This is a genomic window from Thermus sp., from assembly GCF_039793865.1.
GTDB lineage: Bacteria > Deinococcota > Deinococci > Deinococcales > Thermaceae > Thermus.
Genome location: NZ_JBAMMI010000025.1, coordinates 29,295 through 51,354, shown reverse-complemented (window position 1 = coordinate 51,354; position 22,060 = coordinate 29,295). Strand labels below are relative to the sequence as shown.

Annotated in this window: 26 protein-coding genes; 12 read left to right on the top strand and 14 right to left on the bottom strand. The window is 69.5% G+C overall.

Annotated features, from left to right (window positions below; all coding sequences use genetic code 11):
* The first annotated feature begins 193 nt into the window (after positions 1 to 193).
* Together rplJ and rplL are read left to right on the top strand one after the other, a co-directional pair.
* The gene (gene rplJ, locus ABJK26_RS02545) at positions 194 to 715 is read left to right on the top strand and encodes a 50S ribosomal protein L10 (RefSeq protein WP_347240651.1); all 522 of its coding nucleotides are present in this window, start codon (positions 194 to 196) and stop codon (positions 713 to 715) included.
* A 10-nt stretch (positions 716 to 725) separates the two neighbouring features.
* Positions 726 to 1,103 carry a 50S ribosomal protein L7/L12 gene (gene rplL, locus ABJK26_RS02540; protein ID WP_347240649.1) on the top strand — a complete coding sequence of 126 codons (378 nt, stop codon included), beginning with the start codon at positions 726 to 728 and terminating at the stop codon, positions 1,101 to 1,103.
* 140 nt (positions 1,104 to 1,243) lie between these two features.
* Here rplL and ABJK26_RS02535 read toward each other — a convergent pair whose 3' ends face one another.
* From ABJK26_RS02535 to aceE, 5 genes are read right to left on the bottom strand one after another with little or no spacing between them, the layout of a single operon-like run.
* Positions 1,244 to 2,488 (bottom strand): folylpolyglutamate synthase/dihydrofolate synthase family protein, encoded by a 1,245-nt coding sequence (locus tag ABJK26_RS02535; protein ID WP_347240648.1) that lies wholly within the window; start codon positions 2,486 to 2,488, stop codon positions 1,244 to 1,246.
* Positions 2,489 to 2,884 (bottom strand): transcriptional repressor, encoded by a 396-nt coding sequence (locus ABJK26_RS02530; protein ID WP_347240647.1) that lies wholly within the window; start codon positions 2,882 to 2,884, stop codon positions 2,489 to 2,491. It abuts the gene before it with no gap.
* 36 nt (positions 2,885 to 2,920) lie between these two features.
* The gene (gene hemC, locus ABJK26_RS02525; RefSeq protein ID WP_347240646.1) at positions 2,921 to 3,832 is read right to left on the bottom strand and encodes a hydroxymethylbilane synthase; all 912 of its coding nucleotides are present in this window, start codon (positions 3,830 to 3,832) and stop codon (positions 2,921 to 2,923) included.
* 25 nt (positions 3,833 to 3,857) lie between these two features.
* Positions 3,858 to 5,096, bottom strand: a complete 1,239-nt coding sequence (locus tag ABJK26_RS02520) for a 2-oxo acid dehydrogenase subunit E2 (RefSeq protein WP_347240644.1) — start codon at positions 5,094 to 5,096, stop codon at positions 3,858 to 3,860.
* A gap of 9 nt (positions 5,097 to 5,105) precedes the next feature.
* Positions 5,106 to 7,823 carry a pyruvate dehydrogenase (acetyl-transferring), homodimeric type gene (aceE, locus tag ABJK26_RS02515; RefSeq protein WP_347240643.1) on the bottom strand — a complete coding sequence of 906 codons (2,718 nt, stop codon included), beginning with the start codon at positions 7,821 to 7,823 and terminating at the stop codon, positions 5,106 to 5,108.
* Positions 7,824 to 7,934: 111 nt separating this feature from the next.
* Here aceE and ABJK26_RS02510 point away from each other — a divergent pair, with 111 nt between their 5' ends.
* The gene (locus ABJK26_RS02510; RefSeq protein ID WP_347240642.1) at positions 7,935 to 8,792 is read left to right on the top strand and encodes a LysR family transcriptional regulator; all 858 of its coding nucleotides are present in this window, start codon (positions 7,935 to 7,937) and stop codon (positions 8,790 to 8,792) included.
* Here ABJK26_RS02510 and ABJK26_RS02505 read toward each other — a convergent pair.
* The 3 genes from ABJK26_RS02505 to ABJK26_RS02495 form a co-directional block, all read right to left on the bottom strand.
* Entirely contained in the window at positions 8,789 to 9,046 is a 258-nt protein-coding gene (locus ABJK26_RS02505; protein WP_347240641.1) for a hypothetical protein, read from the bottom strand. The genes ABJK26_RS02510 and ABJK26_RS02505 overlap by 4 nt on opposite strands.
* Complete coding sequence (locus tag ABJK26_RS02500; protein ID WP_347240640.1) at positions 9,043 to 9,306, bottom strand: septum formation initiator family protein; 264 nt, start codon at positions 9,304 to 9,306, stop codon at positions 9,043 to 9,045. The genes ABJK26_RS02505 and ABJK26_RS02500 overlap by 4 nt, the downstream gene beginning before the upstream one ends.
* Positions 9,307 to 9,387: 81 nt before the next feature.
* Entirely contained in the window at positions 9,388 to 10,608 is a 1,221-nt protein-coding gene (locus tag ABJK26_RS02495) for an MFS transporter (RefSeq protein WP_347240639.1), read from the bottom strand.
* On the opposite strand from ABJK26_RS02495, the gene ABJK26_RS02490 reads away from it, so the two are divergent.
* Complete coding sequence (locus ABJK26_RS02490) at positions 10,565 to 11,530, top strand: hypothetical protein (protein WP_347240638.1); 966 nt, start codon at positions 10,565 to 10,567, stop codon at positions 11,528 to 11,530. The two genes, ABJK26_RS02495 and ABJK26_RS02490, sit on opposite strands and share 44 nt — an antisense overlap.
* Positions 11,531 to 11,639: 109 nt before the next feature.
* Entirely contained in the window at positions 11,640 to 12,059 is a 420-nt protein-coding gene (locus ABJK26_RS02485; protein ID WP_347240637.1) for a hypothetical protein, read from the top strand.
* 25 nt (positions 12,060 to 12,084) lie between these two features.
* Here ABJK26_RS02485 and ABJK26_RS02480 read toward each other — a convergent pair whose 3' ends face one another.
* Positions 12,085 to 12,285, bottom strand: coding sequence for a hypothetical protein (locus ABJK26_RS02480; protein WP_347240636.1), 201 nt, complete (start codon positions 12,283 to 12,285; stop codon positions 12,085 to 12,087).
* Between the two features lie 12 nt (positions 12,286 to 12,297).
* Positions 12,298 to 12,921 (bottom strand): hypothetical protein, encoded by a 624-nt coding sequence (locus ABJK26_RS02475; protein WP_347240634.1) that lies wholly within the window; start codon positions 12,919 to 12,921, stop codon positions 12,298 to 12,300.
* A gap of 23 nt (positions 12,922 to 12,944) precedes the next feature.
* Here ABJK26_RS02475 and ABJK26_RS02470 point away from each other — a divergent pair, with 23 nt between their 5' ends.
* The 5 genes from ABJK26_RS02470 to ABJK26_RS02450 are packed head-to-tail and all read left to right on the top strand — an operon-like array spanning position 12,945 to position 15,994.
* Positions 12,945 to 13,667 carry a metallophosphoesterase family protein gene (locus ABJK26_RS02470; RefSeq protein ID WP_347240633.1) on the top strand — a complete coding sequence of 241 codons (723 nt, stop codon included), beginning with the start codon at positions 12,945 to 12,947 and terminating at the stop codon, positions 13,665 to 13,667.
* Positions 13,634 to 14,443 (top strand): DNA polymerase III subunit delta', encoded by an 810-nt coding sequence (locus ABJK26_RS02465; protein WP_347240631.1) that lies wholly within the window; start codon positions 13,634 to 13,636, stop codon positions 14,441 to 14,443. The genes ABJK26_RS02470 and ABJK26_RS02465 overlap by 34 nt, the downstream gene beginning before the upstream one ends.
* Positions 14,440 to 15,207 carry a regulatory iron-sulfur-containing complex subunit RicT gene (ricT, locus tag ABJK26_RS02460; RefSeq protein ID WP_347240630.1) on the top strand — a complete coding sequence of 256 codons (768 nt, stop codon included), beginning with the start codon at positions 14,440 to 14,442 and terminating at the stop codon, positions 15,205 to 15,207. Before ABJK26_RS02465 ends, ricT begins: the two co-directional genes overlap by 4 nt.
* Positions 15,204 to 15,740: a flavin reductase family protein gene (locus tag ABJK26_RS02455; RefSeq protein WP_347240629.1), complete on the top strand. Its 537-nt coding sequence runs from the start codon at positions 15,204 to 15,206 to the stop codon at positions 15,738 to 15,740. The genes ricT and ABJK26_RS02455 overlap by 4 nt, the downstream gene beginning before the upstream one ends.
* Complete coding sequence (locus ABJK26_RS02450; protein WP_347240628.1) at positions 15,737 to 15,994, top strand: hypothetical protein; 258 nt, start codon at positions 15,737 to 15,739, stop codon at positions 15,992 to 15,994. The genes ABJK26_RS02455 and ABJK26_RS02450 overlap by 4 nt, the downstream gene beginning before the upstream one ends.
* Here ABJK26_RS02450 and ABJK26_RS02445 read toward each other — a convergent pair.
* Together ABJK26_RS02445 and ABJK26_RS02440 are read right to left on the bottom strand one after the other, a co-directional pair.
* Entirely contained in the window at positions 15,982 to 16,905 is a 924-nt protein-coding gene (locus ABJK26_RS02445) for an ABC transporter permease (protein WP_347240626.1), read from the bottom strand. The genes ABJK26_RS02450 and ABJK26_RS02445 overlap by 13 nt on opposite strands.
* Positions 16,902 to 18,716, bottom strand: coding sequence for an ABC transporter permease (locus tag ABJK26_RS02440; protein WP_347240625.1), 1,815 nt, complete (start codon positions 18,714 to 18,716; stop codon positions 16,902 to 16,904). Before ABJK26_RS02440 ends, ABJK26_RS02445 begins: the two co-directional genes overlap by 4 nt.
* A gap of 49 nt (positions 18,717 to 18,765) precedes the next feature.
* On the opposite strand from ABJK26_RS02440, the gene ubiE reads away from it, so the two are divergent.
* Entirely contained in the window at positions 18,766 to 19,470 is a 705-nt protein-coding gene (ubiE, locus tag ABJK26_RS02435; RefSeq protein WP_347240624.1) for a bifunctional demethylmenaquinone methyltransferase/2-methoxy-6-polyprenyl-1,4-benzoquinol methylase UbiE, read from the top strand.
* On the opposite strand, the gene ABJK26_RS02430 is transcribed toward ubiE, so the two are convergent.
* Positions 19,467 to 19,919 (bottom strand): arsenate reductase ArsC, encoded by a 453-nt coding sequence (locus tag ABJK26_RS02430; RefSeq protein ID WP_347240623.1) that lies wholly within the window; start codon positions 19,917 to 19,919, stop codon positions 19,467 to 19,469. The genes ubiE and ABJK26_RS02430 overlap by 4 nt on opposite strands.
* Before the next feature lie 26 nt (positions 19,920 to 19,945).
* A complete protein-coding gene (locus ABJK26_RS02425; RefSeq protein WP_347240622.1) occupies positions 19,946 to 21,640 on the bottom strand; it encodes a M3 family oligoendopeptidase in 1,695 nt (564 codons plus the stop codon).
* Positions 21,641 to 21,689: 49 nt separating this feature from the next.
* Between ABJK26_RS02425 and ABJK26_RS02420 the strand changes: the two genes are divergently transcribed.
* Positions 21,690 to 22,060 (top strand): thioesterase family protein (locus ABJK26_RS02420; RefSeq protein ID WP_347240621.1); only part of this gene is annotated, 371 nt, incomplete at its 3' end.

Genomic DNA, 22,060 nt, shown 5'->3' with positions numbered 1-22,060 from the left:
GCCCCCGGGTCCTTGACGCCCGGGCCCATCCCTTTTAAACTCTTCTTTGGCACCCCGGGCGCTCTTGCGCCCAGGCCAAAGACAGCGGGGGGCCTAAGGGCCTTAAACATCCCGCCGAGGCGCTTGAGGGGGAGCGTTTCGGAAATCCCAGAAAAAGCGGTTGGGGTTCCCCTGCCCCACAAGGGAGGAAGGCGTGCCAAACAAGCGCAACGTTGAGCTTCTCGCCGCCCTCAAGGAGAACCTTGAGCGGGCCCATGGCTCCTTCTTCCTGGTGAACTACCAGGGGCTCTCCGCCAAGGAAACCCACGCCCTGCGCCAGGCCCTAAAGGAAAGGGGCGCCCGGCTCTTCGTGGCCAAGAACACCCTGATCCGCATCGCCTTAAGGGAGCTTGGCCTGCCGGAGCTTACCGGCCTTCAGGGCCCGAGCGCCGTGGTCTTCTACCAGGACCCCGTGGCCGCGGCCAAGGCCCTGAAGGAGTTTGCCCAGAAGAACCCCAAGGGCATCCCCGAGGCCAAGGGTGGGCTTCTCCAGGGCCAGGCGCTCACCGCCAAGGACGTGGTGGCCCTGGCGGAGCTGCCCACTATGGACGAGCTCCGGGCGGAGCTTTTGGGGGTCCTGCAGGCCCCCATGGCGGAGCTCGTGGGGGTCCTGGGCGGCATGGCCCGCGAGCTGGTAGGCATCTTGGAAGCGTACGCGGAGAAGAAGGCGGCTTAGGAGGTGTAGGATGGCTTTGGACATTGAGCGCATCAAGGAAGAGCTTTCCCAGGCGACGGTTTTGGAACTCAAGCAGCTCATTGACGTCCTCAAGGAAGCTTGGGGCGTGACCGCTGCGGCCCCTGTGGCCGTGGCGGCGGCCCCGGCGGCGGCGGCCGCGGCGGCTCCCGTGGAGGAGAAGACCGAGTTTGACGTGATCCTCAAGGAGGCCGGGGCCAAGAAGCTGGAGGTCATCAAGGAGCTTCGGGCCATCACCGGGCTCGGCCTCAAGGAGGCCAAGGACCTGGCCGAAAAGGGCGGCCCCATCAAGGAGGGGGTTTCCAAGGCCGAGGCCGAGGAGATCAAGAAGAAGCTCGAGGCCGTGGGCGCGGTGGTGGAGCTGAAGTAGGGCCGTCCCACGGGGTGCCCCCCGGGCCTTTAGGCCCGGGGCTTTCTATTGGCGTGAACCCTTCGCCTAAGCCAAGGCCATAAGGCCTCTGTGGGCCTTCTTTCCCGGGGCCCCCAGGCTGGCGCCAGCCTGGGGTGGTATTACTGCCAGCGCTCCTCGGGGGGAAGCCCCTTTAGGCCCCGCAGCACCGCCCCCACCAGGTAGAGGCTTCCCGCCACCACCACCCGATCCGCAAGCCCCAAGGCCCGCTCCAGGGCCCGCATGGGGTCTTCCTCCACCTGGGCTCCGGGGAAGAGGGGGAGGAGGGCCCTGGGGTCCTGGCTCCTCGGGGAGGCGTAGCGGGTGAGCACCACGGGGCCAAGTCCCCTCAGGGCCTCGGCCATGGCGGCGTGGTCCTTGTCCCTGGAAAAGGCCAGGACAAAGGCGGCGGGCAGAAGCCCGTGGAAGCGGAGCGCTTCCTTTAGGGCCTGGGCCCCTTCGGGGTTGTGGGCCCCGTCCAGGAGAAGCTCCCCTCCTCCATGAGCGAGGTGCTGGAGGCGGCCCGGGTTTTCCGCCTGGCGGAGCCCCGCTTCCACCGCCTCCCAGGAAGCCCCAAGGAAGCGGCCCGCCAGGGCGGCCAGGGCCAGGTTCTCCGCCTGGTGGGGGCCGAGGAGGCGGGCGGCGAGCCTCAGGGCTTCCCCGGTCCTCTCCAGGCGCAGGGTGAAGGCGAGGCCCTCGGGCAGGGCCTCCACCCCCTCCACCTGGAAGTCCTCCCCCAGGACCCAAAGGGGCGTCCCCCGGGCCCGGGCCTCCGCCTTCAGGGCGGCGAGGCCCTCTCCCTTGGCGGCGGTGAGGGCGGGGGTGCCCCCGCGGAAGATCCCCGCCTTCTCCCGGGCCACGTCCTTCAGGGTGGGGCCCAGGACCTCGAGGTGGTCGTGGCCGATGTTGGTGACCACGGAAAGGGCGGGCTCGGCGGCGTTGGTGGCGTCCAGGCGGCCACCCAGCCCCACCTCCAGCACGGCGAACTCCACTCCTTCCTGGGCGAAGTGGAGGAGGGCGAGGGCGGTGGCGGCCTCAAAGAAGCTCGCCCCCAAGGCCTCGGCGTGGGGGCGGACCTCCTCCAGGAGGGCGAGGAGGGTTCCCTCGGGAATGGGCTTTCCCCGGACCTGGATGCGCTCGGAGAAGGCCACCAGGTGGGGGCTGGTGTAGAGGCCCACCTCGAGCCCCGCCTCCTCCAGGATGGCGGCCAGGGCCCGGGCCACGGTGCCCTTGCCGTTGGTCCCGCCCACCAGGGCCACGGAGTAGGCCTCCTCCGGGTGGCCGAGGCGGGCGAGAAGGGCCCGGATGCGCTCCAGGCCCAGGGTGAGCTGGCTCTGCCGGGCGTAGAGCCAAGCCAGGGGGTCCATCTAGCCCTTGAGGGCCGCCTTGCAGGTGGGGCAGAGGCCCCGGTAAGTGACCTCTACCGCCCGCACCTCCACGCCAGGATGGGCCTTTCGGGCTAGGGCCTCGAGGTCGGGGAGGTCTACCTCCAGGTCCACGATGGCCCCGCATCCTTCGCAGACCAGGTGCAGGTGAGGGTGGAGGTTGGCGTCGTACCGGGTGGCCTCCCCCGCCTGGGCGATGGGCACCAGGTAGCCCTCCTCTACCAGGGCCTCGAGGGTGCGGTAGACCGTGGCCAGGCTCACCCTGGGGACCACCTTGCGCACCTCCTGGTAGATCCAGGAGGCGTCCGGGTGGTTTTTGGCCCGGCGCACCACCTCGAGGACGGCCCTGCGCTGGCGGGTCAAGCGTTTCAGCGCCATCCCTTTCACTATACCCCAAAGCCGGGGGAATCTCCACTAAAAGGGTCGGATTTGCTCAAGGATCTCCCGCCCCCCCTGCTCCAGGACGTCCCGGGCGAGCTCTAGGCCGAGCTCCTCCGCCTCGGAGGCGTCCCCCTCGATCTCCGCCCGGATGAAGCTCTTGCCGTCGGGGGAGAAGAGGCCCCCTTCCAGGAAGAGGGCGCCGTCCTCGGCCACCTGGGCCAGGGCCCCCACCGGGGCCAGGCACCCGGCGCCAAGGCCCTTCAGGAAGGCCCTCTCCGCCCGCACCCGGTCGTGGGAGGGGGGGTGGTGGAGGGCGTAGCAGAGCTCCTCTGCGAGGTCATCCCCCTGGCGGACCTCTAGGGCCAGGGCCCCCTGGCCCGGGGCGGGGAGCATGACCTCGGGCTCCAGGAACTGGTCGATGCGGTTCCTCAGGTCCAGCCGGATGAGCCCCGCCGCCGCCAGGACGATGGCGTCGTACTCCCCGTTGCCCAGGGCGGCGAGGCGGGTGTCCACGTTGCCCCGGAGGTCCTTCACCACGAGGTCTTGGCGGTAAGCCAAAAGCTGGGCCTTGCGGCGCAGGGAGCTGGTGCCCACCACCGCCCCTGGGGGCAGGTCCTCGAGGCGCTTGGCCGTCCGGCCCAGGAAGGCGTCCCGGGGGTCCTGGCGCTTGGGGACGGCGGCGATCTTGAGCCCCTTGGGCTCCTCCGTGGGGAGGTCCTTGAGGGAGTGGACGGCGATGTCAATCTCCCGGGCCAAGAGGGCCTCCTGAAGCTCCTTGACGAAGATGGCCTGCTCCCTGGGACTCGCCCCCTGGTCTCCCCGGGTCTTGATGGTCTTGACCTTAAACTCGGCCTCCGGCCAGCTCTCCTTGAGGCGCTCCACCACAAAGCGGGTCTGGGCCAGGGCCAGGGCGCTCCCCCGGGTTCCCACCACGATGACGCGCATACTTTCCCATACTACACGAGGCCCCTCACTCCAGGGCGAGCCCCACGGGGTCCTCCAGAAGCCCCGCCAGGTGGCGGCAGAAGCGGGCGGCGTCGGCCCCGTCAATGAGGCGGTGGTCGTAGGTGAGGCCGAAGGGCATGAGGAGGCGGGGCACGAAGGCCTCCTTCTCGGGGTCCCAAAGGGGCTTCATTTGGGAGCGGGAAACCCCCAGGATGGCCACCTCCGGCCAGTTGACGATGGGGGTGAAGCCGGTGCCCCCGATCCCCCCCAGGTTGGAGAGGCTGAAGGTGCCCCCCTGCATCTCCTCGGGGGCGAGTTTGCGCTCGCGGGCCCTCTCGGAAAGGGCCTGAAGCTCCCGGGCCAGGGCGAGGACCCCCTTCTTGTCCACGTCGCGGATCACCGGCACCAGGAGGCCGTGGGGCGTGTCCACCGCAACCCCGATGTGGACGTAGTCCTTGTAGACGATCTCCTGGGCCTCCACGTCAAGGGAAGCGTTGAACTTGGGGAAGGTCTTCAGGGTGAGGGCCAGGGCCTTGAGGAGGAAGGCGGTGAGGGTGAGGCGGAACCCCTTCTCCTCGGCCTTCTTGGCGTACCGCTTGCGCAAAGCCTCCAGCTCGGTGATGTCCGCCTCGTCAAAGTGGGTGACCATGGGCACCTGGGCCCAGGCCTGGCTCATGGAGCGCAGGGTGGCCTTGCGCACCCCGCTCATGGGCTCCCGGCGCACGGGGCCCCACTTGCCGAAGTCGGGAAGGCTGGGGGCGGGGACCGCCGGAGGGGCCGCGGGGGCCTTGGCAAGGCCCGCCGCCCGGCGCACGTCCTCCTCGGTGATGCGCCCGGCAAGCCCCGTGCCCCGGAGCTGGCCCAGGTCCACCCCGAGCTCCCGGGCGAGCCGCCTTATGGAGGGGGCCGCCGGGATGAGGCGGCGCTCGGGCCCGGAGGGCTCCTTCGGGGCGGGGCGGGGCGCCTCCTCGGCCTTGGGGGCGGGCGCTTCGGGCTTTTCCTCCGCTCTAGGGGGCGCTTCCGCCCCGCCCTCGGCCTCGGAAAGCTCCAGGAAGGGCTGGCCGGGGCGCACCTCGTCTCCCACCTTGACCAGGACCCGCTTCACCACGCCGCCCACCTCCGCGGGCACCTCCACCACCGCCTTGTCCGTTTCCAGCTCCAGAAGGGGCTGGCCCGGCTCCACCCGGTCCCCTTCCTTCACCAGGACGCCCACCACGGTCGCCTGCGTTACGTTGTCGCCGAGTTCGGGTAGCCTGACCTCCATGCTCTCCCCCTACCGCCGGTGGGGCGGCACCTCCTTAAGCTTAAGGCCCAGGTCCTTCCTCGCCCTTTCCAGGGTCTTCCCCGTCACCTTGCCCTCCTCGTGGAGCAGGGCCAAGGCGGTGTAGGCGATGTGCCGGGCGTCCACCTCAAAGAAGTCCCTAAGGGCCTCCCGGGTGTCGGAGCGGCCGAAGCCGTCCGTGCCCAAGACGGCGAAGGGCCGGTCCACGTACCCCCGGACGAGGTTGGGCAGGGCCTTCAGGTAGTCGGTGGCGGCCACCACGGGCCCCTCGTGGCCCTCGAGGACCTCCTGCACGTAGGGCCTCCGGGCCTTGCCCAAAAGGCGGGTTTCCCGCTCCGCCTCTATGGCGTCCAAGTAGAGGGCCTTGTAGCTGGTGGCGCTCCAGACGTCCGCCAACACGCCGTACTTGGCCAGGAGCTCCTGAGCCTTCAGGGCCTCGTTCAGGATGGACCCCGAGCCCCAAAGCTGCACCCTGGGGCCCTGCCCTTCCCCGGGGCGGAAGAGGTAGAGCCCCTTGAGGATGCCCTCCCGGATCCGGTCCCTGGGCTCGGGCATGGGGGGGTGGACGTAGTTCTCGTTCTCTATGGTGATGTAGTAGAAAACGTCCTCTCCGTGGCCGTACATGCGGCGGAGGCCGTCCTCCAGGATCACCGCGAGCTCGTAGGCGAAGGCCGGGTCGTAGGCGAGGAGGTTGGGGGCGGCCAGGGCGTAGACGTGGCTCTGGCCGTCCTGGTGCTGGAGGCCCTCCCCCGCCAGGGTGGTGCGCCCGGCGGTGGCCCCGAGGAGGAAGCCCCGGGTGCGCTGGTCGGCGGCGGCCCAGACCAGGTCCCCCATCCTCTGCAGGCCGAACATGGAGTAGGTGATGAGGAAGGGGATGGTGGGGATGCCCCAGTGGGCGTAGGCGGTCCCGGCGGCGATGAAGTCCGCCATGGCCCCGGCCTCGGTGATCCCCTCCTCCAGGATCTGGCCCTCCTTGCTCTCCCGGTAGGCGGTGAGGGTGCCCGCGTCCACGGGGATGTAGAGTTGCCCCTGGGGGGAGTAGACGCCCACCTGGGCGATGAGGGCCTCCATGCCGAAGGTGCGGGCCTCGTCGGGCACGATGGGGACGATGAGCTTCCCGATCTTGGGGTGGCGGAGGAGCTTGGCGAGGATGCGCACGAAGGCCATGGTGGTGGAGATCTCCCGCCCCCCGGAGCCCTCGTAGAACTCCCGGAAGAACTCCTCCTCCGGGACCTCGAGGCCCCCCTGGAAGCGCACCCTCCTTTCGGGCACGAAGCCGCCCAGGGCCTTCCGCCGCTCCAGGGTGTAGCGCACCTCGGGAGAGTCCGGCCCTGGGTGGTAGTAGGGGAGCTCGGGGAGCTTTTCCTCGGGGATGGGGATGCCGAGGAAGCGCCGCGCCTCCTTCAGGTCCTCCTCGGTGAGCTTCTTCACCTGGTGGGCCACGTTCTTGGCCATGGCCGTGGGGCCCATCCCGTAGCCCTTGATGGTGCGGGCGAGGATGACCACGGGGCTTCCCTTGTGCTCGAGGGCGGCCTTGTAGGCGGCGTAGATCTTGACCAAGTCGTGCCCGCCCCGGGAGCGGGTGAGCTCGGTGAGCTCCTCGTCCGTCATCCCCTCAATGAGCTTCTTGAGCTCGGGGGTGTTGAAGAAGCGCTCCCTGAGCTCCTTGCCCCCGAAGGCGGCGTAGCGCTGGCTCTCCCCGTCCACCAGGGCCTCAAAGCGGCGGAGGAGGTGGCCCTCCTGGTCCTTGGCGAGGAGGGCGTCCCAGGCCGAGCCCCAGACCACCTTGATCACGTGCCAGCCCGCGCCCCTATAGAGCCTCTCCAGCTCCGGGATGACCTTGGAGTTGCCCCGCACGGGGCCGTCCAGGCGCTGGAGGTTGCAGTTCACCACGAAGATGAGGTTGTCCAGCCCCTCCCGGGCGGCGAGGTGCAAAGCCCCCACCGTCTCCGACTCGTCGTGCTCCCCGTCCCCGAGGAAGGCCCAGACCTTGGCGGAGCTTTTGGGCTTGAGGCCCCGGTCCTCGAGGTAGCGCATGAAGCGGGCCTGGTAGATGGCCTGGATGGGGCCTAGGCCCATGGAGACCGTGGGGAACTCCCAGAAGTCGGGCATGAGCCAGGGGTGGGGGTAGCTGGAAAGCCCCCGGCCCCCCGGCACCGGGGGGTGGACCTCCCGGCGGAAGTTCTCCAGGTCCTCCTCCTTAAGCCGCCCCTCCAAAAAGGCCCGGGCGTAGTTGCCGGGGGAGGCGTGGCCCTGGAAGAAAACCAGGTCCCGGTCAAGCCCGGCCTCGGGCCCGCGGAAGAAGTGGTGGAAGCCCACCTCGTAAAGCTCAGCGATGGAGGCGTACGTGGCGATGTGCCCCCCGATGCCCTCCGCCTTCTGGTTGGCCCGGGTGACCATCACCGCCACGTTCCAGCGGAGGATGTTGGCGATGCGCCGCTCCATCTCCAAGTCGCCGGGGTAGGGGGGCTCTAGGGCCTTGGGGATGGTGTTCAGGTAGGGGGTGGAGAGGCGGTTCGGCGGGGAGACCCCTTGCAGGTAGAGGTACTCGTCTAGGAGCCGGAGGAGCTCGGCTACCCTCTCGGGCCCCTCCACCCGGAGCACGTACTCCAAGGACTCCACCCACTCCCGGTTCTCCACCTGCCTAAGGCGCTCCCGCTCCTCCGGCGAGAGGGTCCTGAAGGCTTCCACCAGCGCTTTCTCCGTCATGCCTCCCCCTTGCGGAAAACTACACTACACCGACTCACCTCTAAGTGTGGCGCAGGGGAGCCGGTTTGTCCAATAGAACCTGCCGGGCCAAGGTGATAAACTTTTCTTATCATGAACCTGCGCCGCCTGCGCCTCTTCCTCCTCCTCGCCGAGGAAAAAAACTTCCGTAAGGCGGCGGAGCGTGCCTACCTCTCCCAGCCGGCCCTTTCCCAACAGATCCAGGCCCTGGAAAGGGAGCTTGGGGTCAAGCTGGTGGAGCGAAGGCCCTTCCGCCTGACCCCTGCGGGAGAGGCCCTGAAGGACCAGGGGGAGAGGCTTCTAAAGGAGGTGGAGGCCCTCAAGGAAAGGGTGCGCCGGGCGGGAAGGCGGGAGCTCCGCTTCGGCGTGCCGGAGAACCTCCTCCCCGACCTCATGCCCCTCCTGGACCACCTGCGCCGGGGGCTCGGCCAGCCCGTGGAGGTCTTGGAGATGCACACCCCCGAGCAGGTGCGGGCCCTCAGGGAGGGACGGCTGGACTACGGGCTCGCCGGGCTGAAGGTGGAAGACCCGGGGATCGGGGAGGAACCCTTGTTCAAGGTGCCCATCGTGGCCCTCCTGCCCGAGGGCCACCCTTTGGCGGGGGAGGAACGGGTGGCCCTCTCCGACCTGCGGGAAGAGCCCTTTCTTCTCGTTCCAAAGGAGATCCTTCCCCCCCTCTACGAAGCCTTCATGGAGGTCTTTCGCAAGGCGGGGTTCGTCCCCAAGGTGGTGCGGGAGGTGGCCCGCTTTCCCCAGGCGGTGAGCCTGGTGGCCGCGGGGGTTGGGGTCTACCTGACCCTGGCCCCGTACCGGGTCTTTCCCCATCCCGGCACCGTTCTCCGGCCCCTGAAGGAGGAGGCCGCCCTGCAGGTCTCCCTGATCTACTGCAAGCACCCCCAACCCCCCCGCCTCGAGGAGGTGCGGGCCCTGCTTTCCGCCCTGGTTCTTTAAGCTTGGAGCCCTGGAGCCTCCCCCTCGCTCCAGGCGAGCTCCACCAGGGCGATGAGGTCCTCCACGGGCACCCCATAATCCCGGGAAAGCCGGGTGATCTCGTGGCCTAGGCGGCGGAGGTGGGCGAGCTGGGCGGGCCCGGCCTCCTGGGCCAGGCCCAAAAGCCAGGAGAGGAGGGTTTCGGCCTCCTCGTCGGTGAGGCCATCGGTCAGGGCTTCGTCTTCCAAAAGCAGGTGGGCGGGGTCTTCCCTCATCGCCTCTTTAGTATCTCCTCTTGGCGCACCATGCCTAGCCTGCGGGCCAGGGCCTCGAGGTGGGCGGGGTCTTGGGCCGCGGCCACCAGGGCCTCGAGGCGGGCGATGGCGGCCTCCTTCCTCCGGAGCTCGGCCTCGAGGCGGGCCCGCTCCTGGGCCAGCTCGCGGGCCCGCACCCCCTCTTGGGCCAGGAGGAAGAGGGCGTGGACCAGGCCCAGGGCGAAGACCAGGGGGAGGATGCGGTAGATGGGGCGCTCCAAGGTGGGGCCATTATACCCCCGTGCCCAACACGGGGTGGGGGGTGCGGGAAGGGCAGACTCGGCCAATATGCGGCTTCTTCCTCACGCTTCAGGAAGCCCCTTCGCGAGGAGGAGGGCTAGGGCGTAGAGGAGGGCGGCCAGGAGGAAGAGGGCGGGAAACCCTAGGCGGTCCGCCAGGTACCCCCCGAGGACCGGGGAGAAGGCGAAGAGGCCCGCCAGGGTGTTGGCGAGGCCGATGGCGGCGCTCCTTTCCCCAGGGGGGGCCAGGTTGAGGAGCAAGGTGGTGGTGGAAAGGCCCAGGGCGGCTAGATAAGCCCCCTGGAGGAGGAAGACCAGGCCGAAGAGGCCCGGGGGAAGGAGGAGGGCGAGGAGGGGGCTAAGGAGGGCGAGGAAAGCCCCCGCCCTTAGCACCCCCCTGGACCCCCTTTCCGCCATCCGGGCCCAGAGGAGGTTGGAAAGGGTGAAGGCCAGGGCGTAGAGGGAGAGGTAGAGGCCAAGCTCCTTCCCCTGCCCCAGGGCCCTCACGGCGTAGGCGGCGTAGAAGGGCTCGGCGAGGCCGGCCAAGGCGAGGAGGAGGCGCACCCCCAGGTAGCGGCGGAAGGCGGGGGAGAGGAGGGGGGCCTTCAGGTCCAGCCTCGCCTCCTTGGGGGCCTCCTCGGGTTCCTCCGTGAGGCCGAAGAGGTACCAACCAAGCCCGTAGGCCAAGGCCCCCAGGGCGAAGAGGAGGGCGTAGGGCAGGGGGAAAGGGAGGGGGAGGGAAAGCACCTCCCGCACCAGAAACCCCGCCAGGAAGGCGAGAAGCCCCCCCACCAGGTTCCGGGCGGAGAAGAGGGCGGCTCGCCTCCCTTGGGGCGTGGTCTTGGCCACCACCTCCCAGAAGGGGAGGCTGGAGACCCCGGTGAAGAGGGCGTTCAGGAGAAGCCCGAGGAGGAAGCCGAGGAGGAGGAGGGAGGGGTTTTCCGAAAAGAGGAAGGCGGAGAGGGCCATGAGGAGGACCCCGGAAAGCCTCAGGGCGGCCACCCTCCGGTAGAGGACGATCTTCCGGGGAAGCCTCGCCACCCAGGGGGCGAGGAAGGCCTGGGGCACCATCCCCCCCGCCTGGAGGAGGGCGGGGAGGAGGCCGATTAAGGCCCCGGGGGCGCCTAGCCTCGCGGCGAAGCCCGAGAGGACGATGTTGGGGTTTAAAAAGGCGTCTCCGAGCCACACCAGCCAGCCGTTCACCACGGCCAGGCGGTAGTTCCGCTCCTTAAGGTCTAAGATGGTGAGGATGGTGCTTCTCCCGTCCCTCGGGGCCTTCCACATCCTGCACCCACGCTATAACGCGGCCACGGTCCTCGCCATCCTGGAAAGGGCCAAGCCCCCCGTCCTCTACCTGGCCTCCCACTCGGAGGAGGGGCTAAGGGAGGGGCGCTGGCGGGAGGAGGACCCCCTCCTCTTCCACCTCCTGCCCTGGGCGGAGGCGAGGGGTATCCCCGTGGTGGCCCTGGACGAGGAGGCCCACCTCAAGGCCGAGGCCGAGACCTTCCGGGAGGCCCTAGGCCAGTTTCCCGGGGGGAGGCCGCACCTTCAGGCCATGGCCGCCTTTGACGAGGCCCTCCTCGCCCTCCTAAGGGAGCCCCTAACCCCCGAGGCCCTGGCCTCGGAGGCCTTCCTGGGGCGGCTTCGGGAGGTCTACGGGGGCTTCGCCCAGGCCTTCGGAGAAGGCCCGGCCACGGGCTTCCGCAAGAGGCGCATGGAGCGGGTGGCGGGGGCCCTAAGGGGGAAGGAGGGGGCGGTGGTGGCGGACCTCCTGGACTACCCCTTCCTGGCCGAGGCCTTTCCCGAGGCCCTGCCCCAGGGCCACGAGCCCGGGGAGGCGGAAAGGGAAAGGGCCCTCTTGGACCGGGCCTGGCAGCTTAAGGAGGAGGACGACTGGGGGAAGCTTCTGGAGGGGCTTTTCGCCATCGGAAGCCCCGAGGCCCTGTACCTCGCGGCCCAGGTCTACCTGGCGGCGGGGGAGTGGCGGGAGGCCTTGGGCCTCATGGAGGAGGTGGTGCGGACGGACTTCCAGCACCCGGAGTACCTCCCAGGCTACGTCCTCGCCCGCTTCGGCCAGCTTCTGGACCTGGCCGGGGAGCGGGAGCGGGCCCTAAGGGCCTACCGGGGGGTGCTGGCCCTCTCCTGGGCCCCGGAGGAGGCCCGGGCCCTCGCCCGGGCGGGCCTGAGGAGCCCCTTCCGCCTTTAGGTACCCCGCCGCGGCGAAAGCCGCGGCGGGGGCCCCAAAGAGCCCTCCAGGGAGGCCTAGCCTGAGCCCGGGGTCATTTGTCTTGTGGGAGAAGGGGTATCCTCGAAGCATGGAGGTGGAGGTCCGCCGCGCCCGCCACGCCCAGTACCTGCGCTTGGCGGCGGTGCACGCCGGGCCTTTGGGGCCCGCCCTCCTCGGGCGCCCGGAGCTCGCTCCCCTTTACGAAGGGGCCTACGCCCATTGCTCGGGGGCCCAGGGCCTCCCCTGCCAGGGGGTGGGCGGGGAGCCCCGGGTCTGCCTGGTAAGGCGGCTAGAGCGCCTGGCTTGGAGCGCCCTCCGGGGGGGGAAGAGGCGGCGGGAGCAGGAGGGGGAGCTGGTGGAGGGGCTTTTGCGCTGCATGGACCACCTGAAGAGGGAGTTTCCCCCGGAGTTCCTGCCGGTCCTCGAGGCCACCCAGGAATTCCTCCAAAAAGACCTGGACTACCTCCGGGGCCAAAGGGCCCCGACGGGCCTGGTCGGATCCACTTGACCCCGCCTCTCCCCGCGGGGAGGGATTAGAGCAGATGGTACATCTTCCCCAGGATGAGCATGAGGGCCACGGTGGAGGCGGCCAGGACGATCAAGATCAGCATGAAGAGGATGAAGCTCAGGTCAAAGGTCTCCCCCTCGGTGGTGAGGACCCGGGGGTTGAGGATGAGGTAGAAGATCAGGGTCACCAGGGCCGCTCCTAGGGCGAACAGGGCGATATAGGCCATAGGCTTCCTCCCTTACCAGAGGCCCAGGAGGGCCTCGAGGCTCGCCCTCAAGTTTACCAGCCCCACCCCGTAGGTGGGAACCCCTAGGGCCCGGCCCACGGCCCCCAGGTAGGGCCCCTCCCCCTGGGGCAGGGAGAGGGGGAGGAGCGGGCTTTCCCAGGCTTCGTAGGCCCGCACCTCCCGGTAGGTGAGGCCCGTGGGGGCCTGGACGCGAAGGACCAGGGGCTCGCCTTCCGCCTCGAGGGGGCGCCAGCCCCCCTCGGTTTCCTTGCCCCCCGGGAAGCGCACCCCCAGGCCCTCGCCGGGGAAGGCGAGAAGGAGGCGGCTTGGCCGGTGCGCCCGGAGGAGGTGCTCCAGGGGGCTTCGGGCGGGGCCGGTGAGGGGGAGGCCCTCCAGGGTGGGGGAGAGGGGGGAGGGGTCCAGGGCGAGGAGGATGCGCCCCCGGAAGGCGAGGCCGTTTAGGGCCTGAAGCACGGGGAGGGCCTCGGTGTAGGGGGCGTGGAGGAGGGTGGTGCCCCCGCCCCTTCCCCCCTCCAGGTAGCAAAGGAGGGTGCCGAACTCGTCCAGGCCTGCCCGGAGGTGCTCCGAGAGGACCTCGAGGTCCAGGGAAAGCCTTTCCAGGAGGGCCGAAGCCATGCCCCTATGGTATCCTGAACCCCGTGCGCTACCTGGTCCTCTCCGACATCCACGGGAACTGGCCCGCCCTGGAGGCCGTTCTCCGGGAGGCTCCGGCCTTTGACCGGGTGCTCTTCCTGGGGGACGCTGTGGGCTACTACCCGGACGGGGACCGGGTGCTCGGCTGGCTCCGGGAGGTGGGGGCGGAGTGCGTCCTGGGGAACCACGACGCCTGGCTCCTCGCCCTGGACCGGCTCCCCGTGGAGGGCGTGGTGCTGGAGATCCTGGAGTGGCAAAGGCGCCGCCTCTCCCCCGAAGACCTCGCCTTCCTCGCCTCCTGGCCCTGGCAGAAGGAGGTGGAAGGGGCCCTCCTGGTCCACGGAAGCCCCTGCGACCCCTTGGAGTACCTGGACGACCTCCCCTTGGCGCGGGAGGCCTTTGGCTGCACCGAGGCCCGCCTCGCCTTCCACGGCCACACCCACCTGGCGGGGGCCTTTTTGGAGCTTCAAGGCCCGCGCCCTTGGGTGCGCTACCAGGCCTTCCCCGAGGGGGGGGAGCTCGTCCTTCCCCCCACGGTGCGCGCCCTGGTGAACCCGGGCTCGGTGGGCCAGCCCAGAGACGGGGTTCCGGGGGCGGCCTTCGCCCTTTGGGAGGGGGATAGGCTGGAGTTCTTCCGGGTGGCCTACCCCTTGGAGGACGTGGCCCACCGCCTCGCCGAGGAGGGCTTTCCCCCATGGCTCTACACCCGCTTAACCCTGGGGGAATAATCGGCCACGAGAGGGTCTTGGAGCTCCTGCCTAAGCTCCAGGCCCCCACCCTTCTCTTTTCCGGCCCGGAAGGGGTGGGCAGGCGCCTCGTGGCCCGCTGGTACGCCATAGGCCTCAACCGGGGCTTCCCTCCACCCCCCTTGGAGGCCCACCCCGACCTCCTGGAGATCGGTCCCCAGGAGGGGGGACCCAGAGGGCGGAAGGAGGTGCGCCTGGAGGAGGTGGAGCCCCTCTTTGCCTGGCTTTCCAGCCACCCTCGGGAGCGGGTTAAGGTGGCCGTCCTGGACTCGGCCCACCTCCTCACCGAGGCCGCGGCCAACGCCCTCCTCAAGCTCCTGGAGGAGCCCCCCTCCTACGCCCGCATCGTCCTCATCGCCCCAAGCCGCACCACCCTCCTCCCCACCCTGGCGAGCCGCGCCCTGGAGGTGGCCTTCGGCCCGGTGCCGGAGGAGCGCCTTATGGCCCTCACGGAAGACCCCCACCTCCTGGCCTACGCCGCCGGGGCCCCGGGCCGCCTCCTCCGGGCGCTTTCCGACCCCCAAGGCTTCCGGGAGCGCCTGGAAAAGGCCGAGAGGTTCCTCCAAAGCCCTCCTCTCTCCCGCCTTGCCCTCCTAAAATCCCTCCTCTCCGAGGAGGAGGGCTTCCACCTGCTCCGCGCCCTCTTCGGCCAGCGCCCCAAGGCCCTCCTCGCCCTGGAAAGGGCCCGGGAGGCCCTGGAGGGGTACGTGAACCCCGACCTCGTCCTGGCCCGCCTGGCCTTAGACTTAGAACCATGACCGTGGGCGTCCGCTTCCGCACCCCCCTTCTCCGCTACTTCCGCTTCCAGGGCGAGCCCCCGCCCCTGGAGGCCTACGTGGTGGTGCGGAGTCAGAGGGGCCTCGAGGTGGGCAAGGTGCGCACCCCCCCGGCGGGGAAGCGGGAGGAGGGGGAGGTGGTGCGCCTCGCCACCAAGGAGGACCTGGACAAGGCGGCCAGGCTCAGGGCCCGGGCGGAGGAGGCCCTCTTCTACCTCCGGGCCCGCCTGAAGGAGGAAGGGGTGGCGGCCAAGGCCCTGGGGTGCGACTTCACCCTGGACGGGGGCCACCTCACGGTGCACTACGCCGCAGAGGAGCGGGTGAACCTCAGGCGCTTCAGCCGGGAGCTAGGGGAGCGCTACCGGGCGCGGGTGGAGTTCCTGGCCGAGGGCCCCCGGGAGGAGGCCCAGTACCTGGGGACGCTTGGGGCCTGCGGCATGGAGTCCTGTTGCTCCACCTGGCTTCAGGGCTTCGCCCAGGTGTCCATCAAGCTCGCCCGGGACCAGCAGCTGCCCCTCTCCCCGGAGAAGATCTCGGGCCCCTGCGGGAGGCTCCTCTGCTGCCTTACCTACGAGCACCCCGTGTACCAGGAGCTTCTCAAGGGGCTTCCCCGGGTGAACGCCCGGGTCTGCACCAAGGCCGGACTCTGCGGCAAGGTGCAGAAGGTCCACCCCCTGAAGGGCACGGTGGAGCTTTACTTGGAGGACGGGAAGACCTTGGAGGTTCCCAAGGAGGATCTGGCATGAGGTCCTACCGGGCGCAGGGTCCCTTGCCGGGCTTCTACCACTACTACCCCGGCGTCCCCGCCGTGGTGGGGGTGCGGGTGGGGGAGAGGGTGAACTTCTGCCCGGCGGTGTGGAACACGGGCCTCTCCGCCGACCCCCCGCTCTTCGGGGTCTCCATCAGCCCCAAGCGCTTCACCCACGGGCTTCTCCTTAAGGCGCGCCGCTTCTCGGCGAGCTTCCACCCCTATGGGCAAAGGGACCTCGTCCAGTGGCTCGGAAGCCGCTCGGGCCGGGAGGTGGACAAGGGCCAGGTGCCCCACTTCCTGGGCCACCTCGGGGTGCCCGTCCTCGAGGGGGCCTACGCCGCCTACGAGCTGGAGCTCGTGGAGGTCCGCACCTTCGGCGACCACGACCTCTTCGTGGGCCGGGTGGTGGCGGTCTGGGAGGAAGAAGGCCTCCTGGACGAAAAGGGAAGGCCCAAGCCCGGCCTTTCCCTCCTCTACTACGGCAAGGGCCTCTACGGGCGCCCCGCCGAGGAGACCTTCGCGCCGTGAGGGAGGCGGAGGTTTGGGGGAAGAGGGCCCGCCGCCTGGTCCTCAACCGCCAGGGGACGGAGGCCCAGGTCTTCTTTGAGGAGGGCTTCCTCTACCTCCGGGCGGACGCTCACGCCCGCTTCGCCCAGGGGGTGGGGGCGGAGCGCCTAAAGGGCTTCGCCCTCCTGGAAAACGGGGTGGAGCTCGTCTTCCGGGACGGGAGCCGCCTGAGGCTCCTCCACCGCCTGGGGCGGCTTCGCGCCTACTTCTCGTAGGGCTTGCCCACGGCGGCCGGGGGGCGGCTTTTCCCGATGAAGCCCGCCAGGACCAGGACCGTGACCACGTAGGGGAAGGCCTGGACCAAGACGGCGGGCAGGACCTCGCTCCCCTGGAGCTGGATGGCGAGGGCCGAGGCGAAGCCGAAGAGGAGGGTGGAGAAGAGGATCCCCACGGGGTGCCACTTCCCGAAGATCATGGCCGCCAGGGCGATGAACCCCATCCCCGCCGACATGCCCCGCACGAACTGGTTGAGGAAGCCGATGGAGAGGTAGGCCCCGGCGAGGCCCGCGAGGACCCCGGAGAGGACGACCCCGGTGTAGCGCAGGCGGTGGACGTTCACCCCCAGGGTGTCGGCGGCCTCGGGGTGCTCCCCCACGGCCCTAAGCCTTAGGCCGAAAGGGGTCTTGAAGAGGACCCACCAGGCGAGGGGCACCAGGAGGAAGGCCAGGTAGACCAAGGGGGAGAGCTGGAAGCCCTCGGGGCCCCAGAGGGGGAGGCGGTTTTCCACCTCCTTGGAGCTCGTGGCGTTGCCGTAGAAGTAGGTGAGGACGAGGCTCGGGGCCCCCAGGGCCAGGAGGTTGATGGCCGTGGCGCTGATGATCTGGTCCGCCCGGTACTTGATGGAGACCAGGGCGTGCACGAAGGCCACCAGGCCCCCCACCCCCATGGCGGCGAGCACCCCCACCCAGGGGAGCCAGGGGTGGGGCCCGGGGCCCAGGGCGGCCTCGAGGCGCTCCACCACCACCGCGGCCGTCAAGGCGCCGAAGAGGAGGATGCCCTCGAGGGCGATGTTCACCACCCCGCTCCTTTCCGAGAACATCCCCCCCAAAGCGGTGAGGAGGACGGGGGCCGTCTGGCGCAGGGTGGAGAGGAGAAGGGCGGTGAGGAAGGCGGCGTCCAGGGTCATTCCCGCGCCTCCTTTTCCGCCTTGAGCTCCACCTCGGCGGCCCTTAGGGGATCGGTGAAGTAGCGGGGGAGGAAACCCCCGGCGGCGATGAAGAGGACGATGAGGGCCTGCAATACCGCCACCAGCTCCCGGCTTACGCCGAGCTGCAGGTTCACCTGGAGCCCCCCGGTGAGGAGGATGCCGAAAAGCCAGGCGGCAAGCCCCACCCCAAGGGGGGTGTTCTGCCCCATGAGGGCCACGGCGATCCCGTCAAAGCCCACGGAGTAGGGGAGGGACTGCTTTAAGCGGTACTCGTCCACCCCGCCCCCCAGGACGTAGTGGGCGGCGGCGAGGCCCGCCAAGGCCCCCGCCAGAAACATGATCCAGACCATCTTCCTCCCGGGGGCCACCCCCCCGTACTCCGCCGCCTTGGGGGCGAGGCCCAGGGCCCTGAGCTCGTACCCCCCCACGTGGCGGAAGACGTAGAGGTGGAAGAAAAGGAGGGCGAGGAGGGCGAGGAGGAAGGCCCCGTTCAGGCGCACCGAGGTGAGGTCGGGGCCGAAGGCCACCTGGGGCCCGGGAAGAAGCCCCCCAAGCCCATAGCCCAAGACCCCCAGGAGAAGGGCGGCCAGGACCCGGTGGCCGAGGCTCTTCCGCACCAGGAAGTAGCCCGAAAGCCCGAGGAGGAAGGCCAGGGGCAGGGCGAAGGAGAGCTCCCCGCCGGGAGCCACGAGGTCCGTCCAGTGGGGGATGCGGGCCTCGGGCCGGATCTCGTAGCTTCTCGCCTCGTAGCCGGGGTACTTGAAGGGGAGGTAAAGGGTTTTCCCGAAGAACTTGTACTCGTTGGCGGAGATGAGGAAGAGGAAGAGGCTCGCGGCGATGTAGTTGAACATGATGGTGTTGATCACCTCGTGGGCCCCGAAGCGGGCCTTGAGCCAGCCCGGGATCGCCCCCCAAAGCCCCCCGGCGAGGGCGGCGGCGAGGAGGGCGAGGGGCAGGGCGAGCCACCTGGGGCCCGGGAGGTAGACCCCCACCAGCATGGCGGCGATGGCCCCCAGGATGAGCTGCCCCGGGGCCCCGATGTTGAAGAGCCCCCCCCTAAAGCCCAGGGCCACGGAAAGCCCGGTGAAGACGAGGGGGGTGGCGAGGAGGAGGCTTTGGAGGAACCCGGAGGGGTTCACCAGGGGGCTAAAGAGGAGCTGGTAGGTGTAGGTGATGAGGTCCAGCTTGAGCATGACCCCCTCCCGGAGGCCCAGGGCCTCCCCCGGGCTTTCCTTGAGGAGGGCCACGATGACCCCCCCCAGCAAAGAAGCGAGGAGGAGGGAGAAGAGGGGCACCACCACGCCCCGCCTGCGCACAAGAAAGGCCAGGCCCCCAGGGGAGAACACCCGGGCGAGAAGGAGGAGGTAGAGGCCATAGGCCAAGGTGGCGTAGCTCCCGAGGCCGAGGCTAAAGCGGCGCAGAAGGGGCCTTTCCGCCCCGGCGTTCGCCTGGGCCACGCTCCCCTGGAAGAGGAGGTAGGCGAGGAGGAAGAGGAGGAGGCCCAAGGCCCCGGCGAAGTAGAGCCCCCTTGCGCCCGCCTTGGTCCAGGGGAGGAGGAGGCTTAAGCCAAGCCAGGCCAGGGAGAGGTAGAAAAGGGGGTAGAGCCAGGCGTCCTGGTAGCCTTGGGGGAGCTGGCCTTGGGGCAGGTGGTGGCCGAAGGGGTTGAGGAGCACCCCCTCCCCGCCGAAGGAGCGGTGGGGCACGGCCCAGGGGGCCAGGTACCAAAGGAGGAGGGTGACCCCCCCTCCCAGGAGGACGAGAAGCCCCAGGCGCTTGCGGTCCGTCAACACGCGGAGGATTTTACCCCAAGGGGGTGGCCTTTCGTGCTAGACTCCCCTCGTGGCGGCTTCCCCGGAGGAAAAGGCGAAGAGGGTGCGGCGCATGTTCTCGGAGATCGCCCCCCGCTATGACCTCCTAAACCGCCTCCTCTCCTTCGGGGCGGACCTCTCCTGGCGCAGGCGGGCGGTAGACCTGGCCCTGGAGAAAGCCCCAAGGCGCATCCTGGACCTGGCCACGGGCACCGGGGACCTGGCCCTCATGCTCAAGGCGAGGGCCCCTGAAGCGGAGGTGGTGGGGGCGGACTTCGCCCCGCCCATGCTGGAGATCGCCCGGAGGAAGGCGGAGAGGAGGGGGCTAAGGGTTCTTTTCCAGGAGGCGGACGCCCTCGCCCTCCCCTTTCCTGAGGGGAGCTTTGAGGCCGTGACCACCGCCTTCGGCTTCCGCAACTTCGCCGACTACCGGAAGGCCCTCGCCGAGCTTTTCCGGGTCCTTTCCCCGGGGGGGAGGCTCGTGATCCTGGAGTTCCCCCCGCCTCCCAAGGGGGCCTTCGGCCTGGTCTACCGGGTCTACTTCCAGCGGCTCCTCCCCTTCCTGGGAGGGCTGATCTCGGGAAACTACGGAGCCTACCGCTACCTGCCCGAGAGCGTGGAGGCCTTTCCTTCCCCTGAGGCCCTGAAGGCCCTGATGGAGGAGGCGGGGTTTTCCGTGCGCTACGAGCTCCTCACCTTCGGGGTGGCGGCCATCCACGTGGGGGACAAGCCCTAAAGCCCCGCCACCTTCCTCAGCTCCTCGTCGCTTGGGACCCTTCCCTCCTTGAGGGCCTCCACCAGGTACCGGGCCATCCGCCCCAGGGCGTCCCGCACCTTGCGCCACTCCTCCAGGGGTTTTCCCGTGGGGTCGGGGAAGGAGACGTGGCGCTTCGCTGTCCTCGCGGGGTAGGCGGGGCAGGCCTCCTTGGCCTGGTCGCAGACGGTGAGGACCAGGTCAAACCCCCAGGGATCGGGGACCTCCCAGAGGGTCTTGGAGAAGTGGCCCGAGAGGTCTAGCCCCACTTCGGCCATCGCTTGCCGGGCTTCCTCCTTGACGAAGGTCTTCTCCGTGCCCGCGGAGTGGACCTCGAGGTCCACCCCGAGCCCCCTCGCCCAACGTCTAAGCCAGGCCTCGGCCATCTGGCTTCGGGCGGAGTTGTGGGTGCAGAGGACGAGAAGGCGCATCTTCCCTCGAGCCTAGAGGCCCTCTGTCAGCCCCTGGTCAGGCGCTCCTCCAGCGCCTCCACCTTCTCCGCGAGGACCTGAAGGCCCTTCCGCCAGAAGTCCACGCTCTCCAGGTCAAAGCCGAAGCGGAGGGCGAGCTCCTTGGCCCGGTACCGGCCGGACTCGGCGAGGAGGGCCTCGTAGCGCCCGGCGAAGCCGGGATCCTCCTTGGCCTCCTGGTAGACGGCGAGGCCGAAGAGAAGGCCGAAGGTGTAGGGGTAGTTGTAGAAGTCGGCCCCGTAGTAGTGCCCCTTCACCGCCCACATGTAGGGGTGGCGGGTGGCCAGGGCTTCCCCGTAGGCCTCCTCCTGGGCCTTGAGCATGAGCTCCTTGAACTCCCTGGGGGAGAGCTCCCGCGCCTTCCGCCTTTGGAAGACCCAGGACTCAAAGAGGAAGCGGCTATGGATGTCCACCACCACCTGGGCCGCCCCCTGGAGGTAGGCGTCCAGGATGAGGAGGCCCTCCTCGGGGGAGGCCTCCTTCAGGGCCGCCTCCACCACCAGGGTCTCGTTCATGATGCTCGCCGTCTCCGCCAGGGTCATGGGAATGCGGCGGAGGGAGGCGGGGACCTCCTTCAGGGCGAAGTTGTGGTAGGCGTGGCCCAGCTCGTGGGCCAGGGTGGAGACGGACTCAAAGCTCTCCTCGTAGTTGGCGAGGATGAGGCTCTTTCCCCCGCCCCGGGCCATGCAGTAGGCCCCGCCCACCTTGCCTTTTCGGGGGAGGAGGTCCATCCAGCGCTCCCTAAAGGCCTCCTCGGCCACCTGGGCGGCGCCCGGCACCAGGGCGGCGAGCTTTGCCACCAGGAAGTCCCGGGCCTCCTCCAGGGTCCAGCGCCTTCCCTGGCCCAGGGGGGCGAAGAGGTCCCACCAGTCCAGGCGCTCCTTACCCAGGGCCTTGGCCTTGAGGAGGAAGTAGCGGCGGAAGAGGGGAAGGCTCTCCCGCACCGCCTCCTGCATGGCCTGGAGGGCCTTCCTCGTGATGCGGTTTTGGAAGAGGGTGGGCTCGAGGTCGTCCCGGTAGCCCCGCCTCCGGTTCAGGACCGAGGCCTCCCCCTTGACCCCGTTTAGGGCAAAGGCCAGGGGCACCTCGTGGGCCTCCCAGGCCTTGAGCTCCGCCTCGTAGGCCTTCTTCCGCACCTCTTCCTCGGGGTGGAGGTAGAGGTTCCGCACCTTGGTGATGGGCATCTCCTCCCCGTCTACCACCGCGGTGGTCTGGCTGGTGAGGCTCTCGTGGAGCTTGTCCCAGGCCTGCCTCCCCGAGAGGGAAAGCTCCGCCGCCAAGACCTCCTCCCCCTCGGGCATCAGGTGCAGGGCTTCCTCCTTGGCCTCCTCCACCAGGAGGCGGTAAGGGCCGGCCTCCTCGGGGTCTTTGAGGGCCAGGTAGCGGGTGAGGCGGGGCCTTAGGCGCTGGAAGTCCAGGAAGAGAATCTCCAGCTCGGAGAGCTTGGCCAGCGCGGCCTCGTCCCGGGTGTCGGCGCTGTAGCGGGCGTAGAGGTAGGCCCGAAGGGGGGTGGCCTCCTCCAGGAAGGCGTCCAAGGCGGCGAGGACCTCGGGGAGGGGAGCTTCCCGCTCAAGGAGCCCCTTGAGCCCGGCGATCCTCCCTTTCAGGCCCTCCCAGGCCCGCTGGAACTCGGGGCTTTCCAGGCCGGGGAAGAGGGGGGTCAGGTCCCAGGTGGTTTCCATGCCCCTACTTTACCTGACCCTCCGGTCAGCCGTGGTAAGCTCTCCCCTCGTGGAAGGCTTTCCCGTGGTGGTCCCCGTGCAGGTGCGCTTTCGCGATCTGGACGCCTTGGGGCACGTGAACAACGCCGTTTACCTCACCTACTTTGAGGTGGCCCGGGTGGCCTACTTCCGAAGGCTGAAGGAGGACTGGCTGGAGCGGGGCCACTTCATCCTGGCCCGGGCCGAGGTGGACTTCCTGAGGCCCATCCACCTCGAGGACCCCGTGGCGGTGGGGGTACGGGTGGTGCGGCTCGGCCGCTCCAGCTTTGAGATGGAGTACCGGGTGGAGGCCCGGGGGGAGGAGGCGGCCCGGGGCCGTACCGTGCAGGTCTGGCTGGAGGGGGGCCGCCCCGCCCCCCTGCCCGAGGCCATCCGGGAGCG